The 14,176-nt window shown below is 46.2% G+C and carries 16 protein-coding genes and 5 pseudogenes; 10 read left to right on the top strand and 11 right to left on the bottom strand.

Features of this window, described 5'->3' with window-relative positions; genetic code table 11:
- The first annotated feature begins 42 nt into the window (after positions 1 to 42).
- The 6 genes and pseudogenes from JCM16161_RS13840 to JCM16161_RS01520 all read left to right on the top strand — a co-directional run bounded on the left by JCM16161_RS13840 (position 43) and on the right by JCM16161_RS01520 (position 3,499).
- A complete protein-coding gene (locus JCM16161_RS13840) occupies positions 43 to 957 on the top strand; it encodes an ABC transporter permease (RefSeq protein ID WP_243668470.1) in 915 nt (304 codons plus the stop codon).
- 5 nt (positions 958 to 962) lie between these two features.
- Positions 963 to 1,942, top strand: a pseudogene (locus JCM16161_RS01530) (ABC transporter ATP-binding protein).
- A 156-nt stretch (positions 1,943 to 2,098) separates the two neighbouring features.
- Positions 2,099 to 2,482 carry an ATP-binding cassette domain-containing protein gene (locus JCM16161_RS13835; RefSeq protein WP_243668689.1) on the top strand — a complete coding sequence of 128 codons (384 nt, stop codon included), beginning with the start codon at positions 2,099 to 2,101 and terminating at the stop codon, positions 2,480 to 2,482.
- A gap of 35 nt (positions 2,483 to 2,517) precedes the next feature.
- Complete coding sequence (locus tag JCM16161_RS13830) at positions 2,518 to 2,640, top strand: ATP-binding cassette domain-containing protein (protein WP_243668468.1); 123 nt, start codon at positions 2,518 to 2,520, stop codon at positions 2,638 to 2,640.
- 32 nt (positions 2,641 to 2,672) lie between these two features.
- Positions 2,673 to 3,032 carry a hypothetical protein gene (locus tag JCM16161_RS13825; RefSeq protein ID WP_243668466.1) on the top strand — a complete coding sequence of 120 codons (360 nt, stop codon included), beginning with the start codon at positions 2,673 to 2,675 and terminating at the stop codon, positions 3,030 to 3,032.
- Positions 3,032 to 3,499, top strand: coding sequence for a flavin reductase family protein (locus JCM16161_RS01520; protein WP_243668464.1), 468 nt, complete (start codon positions 3,032 to 3,034; stop codon positions 3,497 to 3,499). Before JCM16161_RS13825 ends, JCM16161_RS01520 begins: the two co-directional genes overlap by 1 nt.
- A 305-nt stretch (positions 3,500 to 3,804) precedes the next feature.
- Here the strand turns inward: JCM16161_RS01520 and JCM16161_RS13820 are convergent, their stop codons facing one another.
- The 8 genes and pseudogenes from JCM16161_RS13820 to JCM16161_RS13815 form a co-directional block, all read right to left on the bottom strand.
- Positions 3,805 to 3,981, bottom strand: coding sequence for a hypothetical protein (locus tag JCM16161_RS13820; RefSeq protein WP_243668462.1), 177 nt, complete (start codon positions 3,979 to 3,981; stop codon positions 3,805 to 3,807).
- Entirely contained in the window at positions 3,971 to 4,582 is a 612-nt protein-coding gene (locus JCM16161_RS01510; protein ID WP_243668460.1) for an RNase P subunit p30 family protein, read from the bottom strand. Before JCM16161_RS01510 ends, JCM16161_RS13820 begins: the two co-directional genes overlap by 11 nt.
- 9 nt (positions 4,583 to 4,591) lie before the next feature.
- Complete coding sequence (locus JCM16161_RS01505) at positions 4,592 to 4,999, bottom strand: exosome protein (protein ID WP_054854772.1); 408 nt, start codon at positions 4,997 to 4,999, stop codon at positions 4,592 to 4,594.
- A 10-nt stretch (positions 5,000 to 5,009) separates the two neighbouring features.
- Positions 5,010 to 5,586: pseudogene (locus JCM16161_RS01500) on the bottom strand (50S ribosomal protein L15e).
- 117 nt (positions 5,587 to 5,703) lie between these two features.
- Positions 5,704 to 6,153, bottom strand: a complete 450-nt coding sequence (locus tag JCM16161_RS01495; protein ID WP_243668458.1) for a hypothetical protein — start codon at positions 6,151 to 6,153, stop codon at positions 5,704 to 5,706.
- On the bottom strand, positions 6,153 to 6,992 hold the full coding sequence (locus JCM16161_RS01490) for a THUMP domain-containing protein (RefSeq protein WP_243668687.1): 840 nt from the start codon (positions 6,990 to 6,992) through the stop codon (positions 6,153 to 6,155). The genes JCM16161_RS01495 and JCM16161_RS01490 overlap by 1 nt, the downstream gene beginning before the upstream one ends.
- A 158-nt stretch (positions 6,993 to 7,150) precedes the next feature.
- Positions 7,151 to 8,104, bottom strand: coding sequence for a M20 family metallo-hydrolase (locus tag JCM16161_RS01485; protein ID WP_243668456.1), 954 nt, complete (start codon positions 8,102 to 8,104; stop codon positions 7,151 to 7,153).
- 44 nt (positions 8,105 to 8,148) lie between these two features.
- The gene (locus tag JCM16161_RS13815) at positions 8,149 to 8,394 is read right to left on the bottom strand and encodes a hypothetical protein (protein ID WP_243668454.1); all 246 of its coding nucleotides are present in this window, start codon (positions 8,392 to 8,394) and stop codon (positions 8,149 to 8,151) included.
- 121 nt (positions 8,395 to 8,515) lie between these two features.
- Between JCM16161_RS13815 and JCM16161_RS01480 the strand changes: the two genes are divergently transcribed.
- The gene (locus JCM16161_RS01480; protein ID WP_054854771.1) at positions 8,516 to 9,700 is read left to right on the top strand and encodes a saccharopine dehydrogenase NADP-binding domain-containing protein; all 1,185 of its coding nucleotides are present in this window, start codon (positions 8,516 to 8,518) and stop codon (positions 9,698 to 9,700) included.
- Here JCM16161_RS01480 and hemL read toward each other — a convergent pair.
- A pseudogene (gene hemL / locus JCM16161_RS01475) lies at positions 9,697 to 10,976 on the bottom strand (glutamate-1-semialdehyde 2,1-aminomutase). The gene JCM16161_RS01480 and the pseudogene hemL overlap by 4 nt on opposite strands.
- A 134-nt stretch (positions 10,977 to 11,110) precedes the next feature.
- On the opposite strand from hemL, the pseudogene JCM16161_RS01470 reads away from it, so the two are divergent.
- A pseudogene (locus tag JCM16161_RS01470) lies at positions 11,111 to 11,600 on the top strand (nucleoside-diphosphate kinase).
- 5 nt (positions 11,601 to 11,605) lie between these two features.
- Here JCM16161_RS01470 and JCM16161_RS01465 read toward each other — a convergent pair.
- Positions 11,606 to 12,661, bottom strand: a complete 1,056-nt coding sequence (locus JCM16161_RS01465; protein WP_054854770.1) for an alcohol dehydrogenase catalytic domain-containing protein — start codon at positions 12,659 to 12,661, stop codon at positions 11,606 to 11,608.
- Positions 12,662 to 12,946: 285 nt separating this feature from the next.
- Here JCM16161_RS01465 and JCM16161_RS13810 point away from each other — a divergent pair.
- Both JCM16161_RS13810 and JCM16161_RS13805 read left to right on the top strand, forming a co-directional pair.
- Positions 12,947 to 13,440, top strand: a pseudogene (locus tag JCM16161_RS13810) (cyclase family protein).
- Positions 13,344 to 13,583 carry a hypothetical protein gene (locus JCM16161_RS13805; RefSeq protein WP_243668716.1) on the top strand — a complete coding sequence of 80 codons (240 nt, stop codon included), beginning with the start codon at positions 13,344 to 13,346 and terminating at the stop codon, positions 13,581 to 13,583. The pseudogene JCM16161_RS13810 and the gene JCM16161_RS13805 overlap by 97 nt, the downstream one beginning before the upstream one ends.
- Here JCM16161_RS13805 and JCM16161_RS01455 read toward each other — a convergent pair.
- Positions 13,580 to 14,170, bottom strand: a complete 591-nt coding sequence (locus tag JCM16161_RS01455) for a CoA pyrophosphatase (RefSeq protein WP_054854769.1) — start codon at positions 14,168 to 14,170, stop codon at positions 13,580 to 13,582. The two genes, JCM16161_RS13805 and JCM16161_RS01455, sit on opposite strands and share 4 nt — an antisense overlap.
- Between the last annotated feature and the right edge of the window lie 6 nt (positions 14,171 to 14,176).

Below are 14,176 nucleotides of genomic sequence, written 5' to 3'. Positions count from 1 at the left end.
CTTGGCCCATTACCCATTAACACAAGAGTAACAGCACTCGGCGTGACTCCAGAGATTGTGAGCCAGGTAAACCTATTCTATAACGAGGAATACCACATAAGTAGCGTCGTGCCCACAGGGTCATCAGCAACGCCGTACCTATTCTATACCGTTGATGATGGTAAGCTTGTGCCGTTGAAGGGGCCGTATAAGTTCGTTATGGTGTTTTACGTATTTTCACAAAACTCCACAGTAATTAATAGGAAGGACCTTGAGATAGTGCTTCAGGGACAGATCTATGGCCTAATGGGTACCGATAATGAAGGCCATGACCTATGGCTCGGCTTACTTGCCGGCTTCCCAATAGACCTCGCTGTTGGCCTTCTTTCCGCATTAATAATAGTGGTTATAGCGGTGGTAATAGGCATCGTGGCTGGGTTCTATGGCGGGCTTGTTGATGAGGCATTAATGAGGCTTACGGACTTCGTGATACTTCTACCCGCATTCCCGCTGTTAATAGTCTTCTCAGTCCTGTTTGGTTGGAGTATTTGGGATGCCGTGATGTTCCTGGCGATTGTGTCCTGGGGCGCATCGGCTAGGATTATTAGGGCGATGATCATGCAAATAAGGAGCGCCCAATACATAGAATCGGCAATGATTGCAGGGGCAAGCAGGATGTGGATATTGAGGAATCACATACTGCCCCAGATAATTCCGTACATACTGTATCTACTCGTCACGAATGTGCCCGGCGCAATACTGACACTAGCATCAATAAACTTCCTAGGTCTTGCCGGTTCCGAATATCCAACATGGGGCATGCTCCTGTACTACGCCGATGAGTTTGGCGCATTGACGTCTGGTTATTGGTGGTGGGTCGTACCACCAGGCCTTCTCGTGGCATTCGTGGCAGTAGTGTTTATATTAACCGCAATGGCCTCGGAGCCCGTGGTCAATCCAAGGCTTAGGTATGGGTGATAAACATGGCACTACTTGAAGTTAGGCATGCAAGGCTTTATTACACAACCACGAAGGGCATCGTTAAGGCTGTGGATGATGTATCCTTCGAGTTAAGCGAGGGGGAGACCCTAGCCGTTGTTGGTGAGTCTGGTAGTGGAAAATCAACACTGGCTAAGTTACTTATTAGGGTTTGGGAGAGGAATGTGTCGCTTGTTGATGGTGAGGTTTACCTTGATGGTAAGGAGATCCTACACATACCTGAGGAGGAGTTTAGAAGGGAGATTAGGTGGAGGAAGATTGCATGGTGCCCCAAGCATCAATGAATGCCCTAAACCCGGTAATAAGGATTGGTGACCAAATGATTGAACCACTACTATTGCAGGGAACTAATAAGGATGAGGCCTTGAAAATGGCGATGGACGCTCTGGAGTCCGTTGGATTGCCCAGGGACACCGTGAGTAGATACCCACACCAACTTAGCGGTGGTATGAAGCAGAGGGTCATAATAGCCATGGCGATAATGGCTCACCCTAAGCTAGTTATTCTTGATGAACCAACATCAGCCCTTGACGTAATAACCCAAGCAAACATAATGAACCTACTTAAGAAGCTTAAGTGGGAGTATAAACTTTCATACATATTCATAACCCACGACCTAGCACTGGCAAGCGAACTTGCTGACTCCGTTGCCATAATGTATGCTGGGAAAATGGTGGAGATAGGCGGCGCTGAGGATATTTACGGAAACCCAAGCCATCCATATACCCAGGGCTTAATATCTAGTGTGCCAACGCTAAGGGTTGATAAGACTTTATCATTCATACCTGGCGAGGTACCAAGTTTAATCAACCCACCGCCTGGCTGTAGATTCCACCCAAGATGCCCATTCTATAGGGATAGGGATTATTTGAAGGGTCTTTGCGATGCTAAGGAACCGCCAATGGTGGAACTTGAGGGTAAGGCTAGTAGGAAGCATCTCGTGGCCTGTTGGTTATATAAGTAATTTATATGCAAATAAATTATAAATGCAAATATAGGTTAGATTTTTAAACAATCCCTTGAAAGGCGTAATTGCTATATGCCTGAGGTCTTTGAGGATACGCCATGGGTTAGGAAGGACAGTCTTATTGTTGCCCATAGATTAAGGACATACTATACAATAAAGCCTGGCTTATTCGCAAGGCCCAGGTATGTCAAGGCCGTTGATGATATTAGCCTAAGCATTGATAGGGGCATTACATTGGCCATCGTTGGTGAGTCTGGTAGTGGTAAGACTACGCTAGGTAGGACACTCATTAGACTCCTTGAGCCGATATCTGGCGAGATATACTTTGATGGTAATGATATAACGCACATGAAAGAGGATGACCTAAAGAAAATTGGATTTAGAAGGAGAGTCAGTATGGTATTTCAGGACCCATATTCAAGCCTAAACCCATTCCATAGTATTCACTTCATACTTGAGGAGCCACTCATGGTCCAGGGAGTACCCAGGGAGGAAAGGGAGGAGAGGATTTACAGGCTCTTGAGGAGGTTAAGTTAACACCGCCGGAGGACTTCATCAATAAATACCCACACATGCTTAGCGGTGGTCAAAGACAGAGGATTGCAATTGCCAGGGCCATAATAACGAACCCAGACTTCATAGTCGCTGACGAGCCCGTCTCGATGCTTGATGCGTCAATAAGGTTGAAATACTGACAATACTTAAGGATATCCAACAGAAGCATAAGATGGCCTTCATGTACATAACCCATGACATCTCAACCGCGAAGTATTTCAGCGATTACATACTGATAATGTACGCAGGCCAGTTCGCGGAGTACGGCCCCTTCAGGGACGTGGTTAAGAACCCGCTTCATCCTTACGCTCAATCACTCATTGAGGCAATACCAGATCCAGACCCAAGCAATAGGTTGAGGGAGAGGAAGGTTGCCCCTGGTGAACCGCCCAACCTGGCCAATCCACCACCTGGCTGTAGATTCCACCCAAGATGCCCATTCGCAATGGATATCTGTAAGAGGCAGGAACCACCCGTAGTCGAGGCAAGGCCCGGCGTCTTTGTTAAGTGCTGGCTATACGTTAAAAGGTAATGATTAGGAACACAAAGCATTTTAACACCAACGTATTTAATGCCGTAATGTCCATATCCGGCGAATTACTTAAGGCAATAATGAGAAATTACCCAACCGGCGTAACAATAGTCACCACGGTCTATAATAATGAGTACTATGGACTCACCGTTAATTCCTTCACGTCCTTATCACTCGACCCGCCGCTGGTGCTTATAGCCATTGACAAGAGGCTGGCTAGTCATGAGGCCATTGATAGGTCAAACGTGTATGCAGTTAATATACTGCCTGATGACATGAAGGACCTAGCCATTAAATTCGCCACAGCACCAAGGGAGGAGAGGTTTAAGGGATTAAGAGTTAGGACTGCTAAGACGGGCTCACCAATAATTGAGGGTACAATAGCCTATCTAGATTGTAGAGTAACTGCAAAATATCCAGGTGGTGACCACACAATATTCATAGGCGAGGTCGTAGATGCCAGATAATGAGTAATAAACTACCGTTAATATACTATAACAGGGGTTATTATAGTATTAAGCAGGCAACACCATTACCGTGAATAGGAGACAAAGCCATTTAAGCCTGTGAATTGCGCATATCGTGCGTGATGATGGGTATCAAAACTGAGCCGTGAGGACCTCACGACGAGCTGATCATCCCTGCTCAGAAAACTCATTGAATAGGTAGGGCACAGAGGACGCTATTGCCAAGGCCTTTCTAACGGTGCCCGTAACCTTAACGGTAACGACTGCGGCATTGCCTCCTCTACCAGTCATTACAACGGCGGATCTTAAGTACTTAAGTAAATTGTTAGGTACTTGAAGGACCAACTACCCCTGCCCTCATACTTCGCAATAATTCTCGGTTCAACACCGATGGCATCCTTGCCGGCGAAGGACCTAAACCAATTATTTAACTCAGGGATTACCCTGTCCATGGACTCTCTCGGGTAAATATCAATTATCACATACCTCATAAACAAACACCCCTCCTATACAGGCATCTACAACTACCTCATACGGATTATCGCTGATCAAGGGCTTGGCGTTGACATCAGCCAGCACCTCTATTAACTTCGCAACATCCCTAGGATTTCTAACATCTGACACCTTACCTATGCCCTGCGACACCACTATCCTAAGGCCATCAATTGCTGAGTACTCATTAATAATACTCCTTAAAAATGCCAGCCCACCCTCACCATTACTCACTATAGGGTTTATGACTATCTCCAATGCCTTACCCTCCCTAGCCATAACCCTGGCCTGATCCTTCGATGGCAGGATATTCCTATTAACCTCGTTAATCGTTATTACATCAACCCTATCATCACTTATTAACTTATTAAGCACGAACCTACTCCACGGAATCACAGACACCAGGTCAAAGCTTTTATACATCCTTATCTTCCAGGCGCTTCCCTGCGTAATCACGAGCTTCCTGAAGGTGGGCATCTCCTCAATGTCATTACCACCGCCGATCACCAACGCCACCAAGCCATAGCCAAGCGCCTTGAGTAGCCTAATTAACCTCCTATCCGTAGAACTAAGGTGTAACTCCACAAACATTACCTACGCTCACTTACAAACCTCATTAATAAACTGTATGACGTTAATGCCCGTAACCCTGATCCTAACCCTGACTACGTCATCCCCATCATTAAGCACGATACGGCCTTTCACAAACTCCTGCTTATCAAGCCTGAGGAAGACACTCCCAGAACCATCAACCCTACTCTCAATAGTCCTTAATAGGTAGTCCCTATTCACGAGTGATGAGCATATCGACTTAACAATACTCATTGCCAATTCCCTATCCCTAATGGATGATTGAACCCTATATATTGGGTTGCCATAATGCCCATAAACCACCTCAATAACCATCGGCGCCTTATCCGTTAATAACTTAACCAGGTAATTAATGATCCTGTCCAAGTCCTCGGTTGCATGTATATTAACCTCAAGATCTAATTGATTAATGGACATAAAAGTAGGCTTATGACTGCTGAGATTGAGACTGCTGGATCTGCTCAGCCCTCTTCCTTAACCTCTCAAGCAACTTCTTCTGCCTCTCCCTCAACCTTCTCCTCCTACGTCCCTCCTTATCCTCCTTACCAACAAGCCAGGCAAAGTCTGGGTCACTCCTAATGGCTGGGTGATTCGGGTCCACTAAGATGACTTCATACCATACATAGGTCCCATCCTCACCAACCCAGTACGAACCGAGAACCTCCATGTTTGGGTGCTTCCTGGCGGCCCTCTCCTCAGCAATTAACTGAAGGCTCTTGCTTGTGGTTATTCCGTAGACGCCCATTCTCTTTGGTCTCCTACCACTGTTCGGTCTCCTCCTATTGAATGGACCCCTCCTAAGCCTAACCCTAACAACTATTATTCCCTGCTTAGCCTTATATCCATACTGCCTAGCCTTGTTAATCCTAGTCGGCTTATCAACTAACAATGGATGGCTCCCTACGCCACTCTATCAACCTCTGCTTCATTACCACGTCCCAAACCCAGTTATTCCTAGCCCCAGCCCACGCCTCGGCTAAATAGTGGTAAAGCCCCTTCGCCATCAAGACCAGGTTGTGGGTGGGTATTAAAAACATTATGCTAACCAAGCACATTCTCGCAAGGTCTCCTTAAGTCAAAGGCTAGGTCTCTCAGCACATTACCCTCAACCCCACCCTCCCTTAGCGATGCTCCCTAAGCGCTATTGAGAGTAGAACGGCAGTATCCATGTCCTGGTAGGCATTAACGAGCCTGGCTAACTCATTAAACAAATCCCTCAACCTAACTATTAAGTAGTCACCAAACAATACATACTCATTCCCTAAACCATACAACTCACCGATTAACCTCCTACCCCTATCCGTAACCCTAACAACTGCCCTACCACCCACAGTACCTAACTCAATTAAGTCCTCATTAACCAACTCATCCAAGTCCTTAAGGACGGACCTACTAATAATTGGTGGGTTCTCAAACACGTACCTAACAACATGCGACGCAAGGTAAGTCATTAACAATAATCTGTAAAGATTCGTCGATGAACCCCTTGAGTACCAAACCATGAATAATAATGCGTACCTACTAGGTAATGCCTTAAACCTACCACGCCCAATATTAACCTCAGGAAGCATCACTGATTAATTAACCACGTTGTATATATAACACTAATGGCATAGGCCAACGCAATCGTAGTCCTCATTGGATGACCTGTCATGGGGCCAAGCCTGACCTCATACATAGCCCTACTCCTCAGGGCTAGACTAACATCCTCGTACTCATTACCAAGTATCAGGCCAATCCTCAACCCCCTGCTAAATGCCTCCCTACTCACCTCAATTAACTTCCTCTCATTATAATTAGCATGCATTGACAACACGATGGGTATGTCAACACCACTCAATGCCTCCTCAACGTTCACAACCCTAACCCTAGGCAGGGAATTAAGCTTCAAAGCCCTCAACGCCCTATCAACGAGTAACTGACTTGTTATTAACCTAACCTCAACACCAAGTGCGTGACTAAGCTGTATCAAGTCCATGGTCTCATAAACCTCCTTAGGACCCTCAACAATACCAATCACTTTATCTACCCAATCCATCGGTATTGCCTCCCTCCTCTTACGGAATAAGTCTCTCGTTGAGTGGGCTACGATGAAGGAGTCCTCCCTAACCTCAATATATATTACGTAATCGGGATTCTCCAGGTCAGCCTTAGCGAATTGGGCTAAGTACTCACCAAGCTTCTTCGCAAGTTCAATACTCGTCATTGGGTATTTCTTATCCATTCTCTTAACAATGACTTTAAACGTACCATCCCTATTACTAATAAGGTTTAGGAGCACCTCCTTGGCTACCGTAAATAACGTGCTTAAGTCCCTGTTAATTACTTGGTCAATTATTGATACATGCGCCACATAATTAATATCCCTAAGGAGTGTCAGGGCATTTGAACCGCAATTGCTTAGGTCAATTACGCACTTATTACGACCCCACTCAACGACTTGACCACAACTTATCCTAGATAGTAGGTCATATGGCTTATACTCCTTGCGTATGGCTCAAATGTTACTAAAACCCTCATTCTTACCTATGATCCATATGAGAGCTTATGAATTTAAGGCATAAGTTGCTATGGCTCCGTGAGTAATGATGCGACTACGGTCTTTACATCGCTAATTACGTCACTGAGGAGTACGTGCTCATCAGGTGCGTGGGCCGTTTCCTTAGACGTCATCCAAACAGCCACGGGTATGCCCCTAGCCCTCAGGTAGCGGGCGTATGTGCCACCACCAATACCTAGTAACTTAGGCTCTAGGCCCTTCACAATCCTTATTGCCTTAGCCAATCTCCTAACGATTTCACTATCCGCACTTGTTGGTTGTACTGGGTCCTCCCTACTAACGACTTCAATATCAACCCTACAACCGTGGGTGTTGCAGTAATTATTCGCCGTGTCCTTAATTACCCTGAGAACCTCATCAATGCCGTACTTAGGTAGTATTCTACAGTCTATGTAGAATACGTGCTTGCCAGGTATTGTATTCACATTACCAACGTTTGGCTCTACCTTCGTTGGTTCGAAGGTTGACCTGGGCGGTATGAACAGCGGGTCCTCATAGCTAAACACCTCATGCAGCCTTCTATCTATCTCAAGGGTTAACTCACTACCAAGCCTGTAGGCATTAAGGCCTAGTTCGGGTAATGATGCGTGCGCCTGCTTCCCGTAAACCGTCACCTTAACCCAGAGTATCCCCTTCTCGGCAATCTCTATCATCGAGCCTTCAGCATTACCTGCGTCGGGGACCAGCACGAGGTCCTTACTGCCTATTAAGTTTGGCTCTTTATTAATTACGTATTGAATACCGTACTTACTACCGACTTCCTCATCACTAGCCAGTATTACGCCGTAATTAACCGGTGGGGTTATGCCAAGCTCCCTCAACACCTTACCCACCGTTATTCCCATGACGATGCCCTGCCCATTATCCTCAACACCCCTACCATAGATGACGTCACCGATTACCGTGGCATTAAAAGGCTCATAACTCCACAACGACCTATCACCCTCGGGTACGGTGTCCATATGGGCGATGACCCAATAGGTCCTTGATTTGTCAAGTCCCTTTATCAGGCTACTATGTTCGGCCTTGAACCCCTACTAACCCTATTATCAGGGGCCTCTATCACCCTAACCTCATCAAAGTACCTCCTAACCACGCCCAATAGGTAATTAGCCCTATCCCACTCTCCGTCGCCGCCGTTCTCGGGAGCCAGAGCCTTTATTGGTATGAAGCCCCTATACAATTCAATTACAAAATCCCTTTGTCCATCAACGTACTTAAGCACATCATCTAGGCTTACCTTTGACCCCACGAGTAGTACATCGGGAATAATTAGTTATTTAGCTTTATGCTGCCCACAGTATAGTTATTTTACATTAGCACCTGAAACAATGCTTAAAATAAGCCTACATTCGATACTTAATGATTATTGAATGAGCAGGATTAAGTCGTTAGTAATGACTTACCGGGATTACGACCTAAATACATTGTCTAAGGCCTATTTCACGAATGATGAATTAACGAAGTTATATAAATTATACGACTCGCTAATTGCATTGGAGACCTGTAATAGGGTTGAGTTTTACCTAGATGGTGATGAGAATGAGGATGAGTTAATTGAGTTAATCAACGTGAAGGCTGGGGTAAGGCCTAGGGTACTTTATGACTTAGATGCCGTCAAGCACCTACTACTGGTTGTAGCTGGGCTTGACTCAATGTTTCTGGGAGAAAGGGAGATTTTGTCCCAGGTCAAGAGGGCATATAGTGCGGGTAAGCCATCACCAAGGTTGAGGGTATTGTTTGAGTCCGCAATTAGGTTTGGGGAGGACTTTAGGCGTAGGCATAACCTCTACGACATCTCATTCGTGAAGTTCCTGGCGGATTATGTAATGAGGGATGTTGATAAGGATAGTAATGTACTCGTTATTGGCGGCGGCGAGGTTGCAAGGGGTGTGGTTAGGGAGCTTCTCCGGAATGGTTATAGGAATATAACGGTAATAAATAGGACAACAGATAAGCTTAAGTACGAATTTGGTAATTCAATAAGGCTGTTGGGTCTTGAATCATTAATGAGCGAATTAACGAGTGGTAAGTATGATGCCTTAATCGTAGCGATATCGGTGCAGTCGCCCCTAATTAACCTTGATGGTTCCATAAACGATTCATTACCAAGGCTAATAATTGATGTTTCAACACCAAGTGCAGTTAGTGTTCAGGGTAATGGGCATATCAAGGTTACTAGGCTTGAGGATTTAAGGGAGCCATACACGAATTACGTGAATGGTAAGAGTAAGGTGATGAACGAATTATCGGAGATTGATTATGAGGCCGAGAGAATAATGAGACTTATCATGCGTAGTGATGCCGATGAGGCTATTAAGGATGTAATGAGGTTTATCGAGGAGATTAGGGAGGAGGAGGTTAAGGAGGCTTTGAATGCGTTGAGGAATGGTGAGGATGCGGAGGCCGTGATTGATGCCATGAGCAGGTCATTGATTAAGAAGATTATGCATAATTACCTGGAGAACATGAGGAGACTTGCGGAGGTAGGTAATGGGGATGCCGTAAGGATGTTGAGGGCTTATTTAATGGAGGTGCTCAGGAGAAATGAGAACTAAATCTGCCTTAGGACCTTGGCGGAGTCCTCAACCTGCCTAAGGGTCTCCTCAATAATATCATTGGTGTGGCTTGAGCTTGTGAACACCGCCTCAAATTGACTAGGGGCTATGAAGACTCCGCGCCTTAGCAACTCCTCATGGAGCCTTAAGTATAGTTTAGTGTCTGATTTACTGGCTGTTTCGTGATCAATGACCTCACCCTTTGTGAAGAATACCTGGAGCATCGTTGGCGCCCAATTAACGACGTGGTCAATGCCTAACCTGCCGAGTACGTCGCTAAGACCCTCCGCTAACCTACGTGATGCGCTTATGGCTATGTCATACGCATTCGTGGTTTCGAGAACCTCTATAGTGGCTAACCCAGCGATCATGGATATTGGATGCCCGTTAAACGTGCCGGCATTAAATACGGGACCCCTTGGCGACAGTAGGTCCATTATTTCATCACGGGCACCCACGGCACCTACTGGGAATCCACCACCAATTATCTTCCCCAGCGTGGTTATGTCCGCACTAACGCCATAATACCTCTGGGCACCGCCAAGACCAAGCCTATATCCCGTAACCACTTCATCAAGAATGAGCAAGGCACCATACCTATCCGCAATCTCCCTAAGCCCCTTCAGGAAGCCCTCCTTAGGCGGTATTACTCCGTAATTAGCCATTACTGGTTCAACTATTATCGCCGCAACATCATCACCCTCACTCCTCATAATTCTCTCCACACTATCAAGGTCATTATACCTAGCCACAAGCGTTAGTTTAGCCACATCCTCAGGGACGCCAGCAGATGATGCGCGCCGAAGTGCGCAGCCGCACTACCCGCCTTGACTAATACGTAGTCAACAGCGCCGTGGTAGCACCCCTCAAACTTCAATATCTTCCTGCGCTTAGTGTAGCCGCGGGCGAGCCTAATCGCGGTGGCCACAGCCTCACCGCCACTATTAACAAACCTAACCTTCTTAATACTTGGGAAGTGACTCACGATCTTCTTGGCCAGGGCAACCTCAATTTCTGTTGGTGCTCCATAAAGCCAACCCCTACCTACGTAATCCACGATTCGTTTAACGACGGGCTCAGGCGCATGGCCGAGGATTAACGGCCCATAGCCAAGTACGTAATCTATTAATCGCTGACCATCCACCGTGAATATGTACGGACCCTTACCCTCCCTTACGAAGAATGGGTATGGCTTAATCGCTGCCCTAACAGGGCTGTTAACACCACCAACGAGTACGCCCTGCGCCTCCTCATACAATTTACTGGACTCACTCATTAAGGCCTAAAAAGGTGCTATATCATTAAGCTTTACCTCCATAGTCATAAAACTTTAAAGGGAATTAGCATTACGAACCACAGCATGATTGAGAGAACCTTAGTGATAATTAAGCCGACGCCGTTAAAAGGGGGTTGATTGGAGAGATCATAAGCAGGTTCGAGAGGGCGGGCTTAAGGATTGTCGCAATGAAGATGATTAGGCTTAGTAAGGAGGAGGCCGCAAAGTTCTACCCAAGCGATGAGAATTGGCTTAGGTCAGTGGGTAGTAAATCCCTAAAGTCCTACTCGGAGATTGGGAAGGACCCAAAGATTGACCTGGGTACCGACGACCCTGTGGAGATTGGGAAGATAATTAGGGGTTGGCTAGCTGATTACCTGTCAATGGGGCCAATAGTCGTAATGGTCCTCGAGGGTAATAGGGCTGTTGAGGTTGTTAGGAAGATCGTTGGCTCAACGACCCCATACTCATCACCACCAGGCACAATAAGGTGATTACTCCGTGGACAGCCCAGACCTGGCAAACCTAGAGAAGAGGGCATTATTCAACCTGGTGCATGCCAGCGACAGCCCTAAGGAAGCCGAGAGGGAGATCAAATTCTTCTTCCGTGAGGATGATTCGTAGATTACTCATAAACTCCTTATTTGAATTACGGATTTTATATCATCATGACCCCAGTTATATGCGTACTCATACTCGTCAAGCGTTACCTCCTTTGTTATTAACTTTCTGACCCAGCCACCAAACTCGAACTTAGCCTTAACGAGGTCTGAGACACCCATTTCAAAGGCTTTAATGCTAGCGTTTGTTGCGCCAATTATTAGCTTGTTCCTTCTCCAATCATCTAGTAATGGACCAATGTTGACGTTCTTACTATCTAGGTATATTCCCAGCAATACCGCCACGCCGTCAGCCCCTAGGTGCCTTAGTGCCTCGTATGCAGCGCTTGTTGATCCTGTCGCCTCAATCACTATGTCGAAATCACCACTTATTTGATCGACATTCGTATTAACGTATGTCGCGCCTATCTCCCTAACGAGCTTTGCCTTAAGGCTATCGTAGGGTCTCGTGGCTGTTACGGTTATGTCGGTGAAGCCCCTAAGCCTCATGACCATCAACGCCAGCATGCCTATGGGCCCAGCGCCCATTATTAGAACTCTCCTTGGGCTCCAGGACTCAAACCTAGCCCTACCAAGTCTCAATGCCAGGTCTATGCCCTTCTCAACAATGCTTAATGGCTCCGTGAGCACGGCAACGTCTATGGCCTCCTTGGGGACCTTAACGAGATATTGAGAGTCCGTTACTGCGAACTCCGCGGCGAATCCATGCAGATACCATATGCCGTGCTCCGCATAGGTACCCCTTGGGCAGTAGTCCAGTTCTGTTATTGGTAGGGTGCATGTTGTTGGTCTCCTCACTGTTGGTACGACTACGTCACCAACACCCACATTATCCACACCATCACCAAGCTCAACAACCTCGGCAACCGCCTCATGACCAAGGATAAGATATTCCTCGCCGGGTGGTGGTGCGCCGTATTTACCCTCAATAATGTCCTTATCAGTGCCACAAACACCCACCTCAATTGGGCTTAGTAGGACCTGACCCCGCTTTGGTAATGGCTTGGGCATATCCCTTAACGCCAATGAGTCCTTTACCAATGGTATTACCGTAACCGCCTTCATCAAGAGCCATGAGTGTGCCCCCTTAATAAATCAGATATGTGTAGTGTTTTCAATTCATTAATATTCATTAGATCGCGCTTAAATGTTCTAAGGGGTTTAACCACTATATAGGTTATGTAGTCATTAAGGGAAATGCATATTAATTATACCCACGTAAATAGGCACTGTATGTCACAGACATTGAAGGAATTAATTAATCAACTAATGAATAAAAGACTCGTAATAATAGACCTAACCCATGAACTATACAATGGAATGCCCACATACCCTGGCGACCCACCCTTCATGCATGAGTATGTCAAGGTTGGGAGGAGCTACGGCGAATCAACACTATCAAAAATATCCGCAGGACTGCACAGTGGCACGCACATAGACCTACCGAGCACTTTGTACCGAGTGGCTTAACAGCAGAGTCATTACCATTAACGGACTTCATGGCCTACGGAGTAATACTAGACCTGAGTTATAAGAGGCATGGTGAGGCAATTACTGCAGAAGACCTGAGAAGATTTGATAATAGGATACAGCGTAACTACGCGGTTATGCTTTACACGGGCTTCTCAAAGACCTGGGGCACGGAGGAATTCCTCTATAATTGGCCGTACTTGGATAGGTCAGGCGCTGATTACCTAGTGGGTAAGGGTATTAGGGTTGTTGGTATTGAGGCCCTTAGCATAGCTGGTTGGCAGGTAAGGAGGGCTATCCATACCCACCCAGGGTCTCCAGGGATGATGTCACTTACGTTCACTATAAATTACTGTCGAGCGGCATATACATAATAGAAGGCGTTACCAACCTAGACATTGCGTTAAATACGTGCAGGGATGGCGAGGGATTATTCATATTCATGCCACTCAAGATTAGGGGTGCCGAGGGTTCGCCACTACGATTAGTAATGCTATGCGAACCAAAGCCGGGCTAATCAGTATCCCTCGGGTCCTTCGGTAGGTCTATGCCGAAGGCCTCCCTTAATAATCTACGCAATATCCTATACGTCATGCCCCATATCGTTACATCCCCCATAATTATTGCAGGCCTCGTTTTACCCTTTACATTAATGTTCAACTTAACATACTTCACAACATCACCAACACCTAGCCAAAACACCTTTGATAATTCAGCCTTATTCACTGTTAATTGAGGATTACAATCCCTTAACGAAAATATTACCGGAATCACATTAATGTTAGGCGCATTACTTGGTGAAAATGGATCTAAAACACCAAGTAATTCCGCATCCTTCGTGAGGTCGAGACCAACCTCTTCCCTAGCCTCCCTAATTGCTGTCTCCACCAAATCCCTATCCTTAGCGGGTTTAAACCTACCGCCAGGAAATGCGGCATCCCCACTCCAGGGGTCTTCAGGGTTTTCCGTCCTTTTACCTATGAGGAACGCGTTTAGGCATGGGTTATAAATGACTGCAACGGCGGCCCATAGGTGTTCATTATCTGGTATTGGCCTATTATTCTTTACAATCCTCCTTAATTTTGCCACATTATACGACTCCATAATACA

It is taken from the genome of Vulcanisaeta sp. JCM 16161 (genome assembly GCF_001316285.1).
The sequence above is the reverse complement of the archived record's forward strand: the minus strand, read 5'-3'. Positions and strand labels throughout refer to the sequence as shown.

What these genes read in the sequence shown, in the direction of transcription:
- JCM16161_RS01485 (WP_243668456.1), bottom strand. Translation starts at nt 8,104, where the DNA reads ATGGACACCGTACCCGAGGGTGATAGGTCGTTGTGGAGTTATGAGCCT.
- JCM16161_RS01480 (WP_054854771.1), top strand. Translation starts at nt 8,516, where the DNA reads ATGAGCAGGATTAAGTCGTTAGTAATGACTTACCGGGATTACGACCTA.
- JCM16161_RS01505 (WP_054854772.1), bottom strand. Translation starts at nt 4,999, where the DNA reads ATGTCCATTAATCAATTAGATCTTGAGGTTAATATACATGCAACCGAG.
- JCM16161_RS01455 (WP_054854769.1), bottom strand. Translation starts at nt 14,170, where the DNA reads ATGGAGTCGTATAATGTGGCAAAATTAAGGAGGATTGTAAAGAATAAT.
- JCM16161_RS01465 (WP_054854770.1), bottom strand. Translation starts at nt 12,661, where the DNA reads ATGAAGGCGGTTACGGTAATACCATTGGTAAAGGACTCATTGGCGTTA.
- JCM16161_RS01520 (WP_243668464.1), top strand. Translation starts at nt 3,032, where the DNA reads ATGATTAGGAACACAAAGCATTTTAACACCAACGTATTTAATGCCGTA.
- JCM16161_RS13830 (WP_243668468.1), top strand. Translation starts at nt 2,518, where the DNA reads ATGCTTAGCGGTGGTCAAAGACAGAGGATTGCAATTGCCAGGGCCATA.
- JCM16161_RS01510 (WP_243668460.1), bottom strand. Translation starts at nt 4,582, where the DNA reads ATGTTTGTGGAGTTACACCTTAGTTCTACGGATAGGAGGTTAATTAGG.
- JCM16161_RS13825 (WP_243668466.1), top strand. Translation starts at nt 2,673, where the DNA reads ATGGCCTTCATGTACATAACCCATGACATCTCAACCGCGAAGTATTTC.
- JCM16161_RS01495 (WP_243668458.1), bottom strand. Translation starts at nt 6,153, where the DNA reads ATGCTTCCTGAGGTTAATATTGGGCGTGGTAGGTTTAAGGCATTACCT.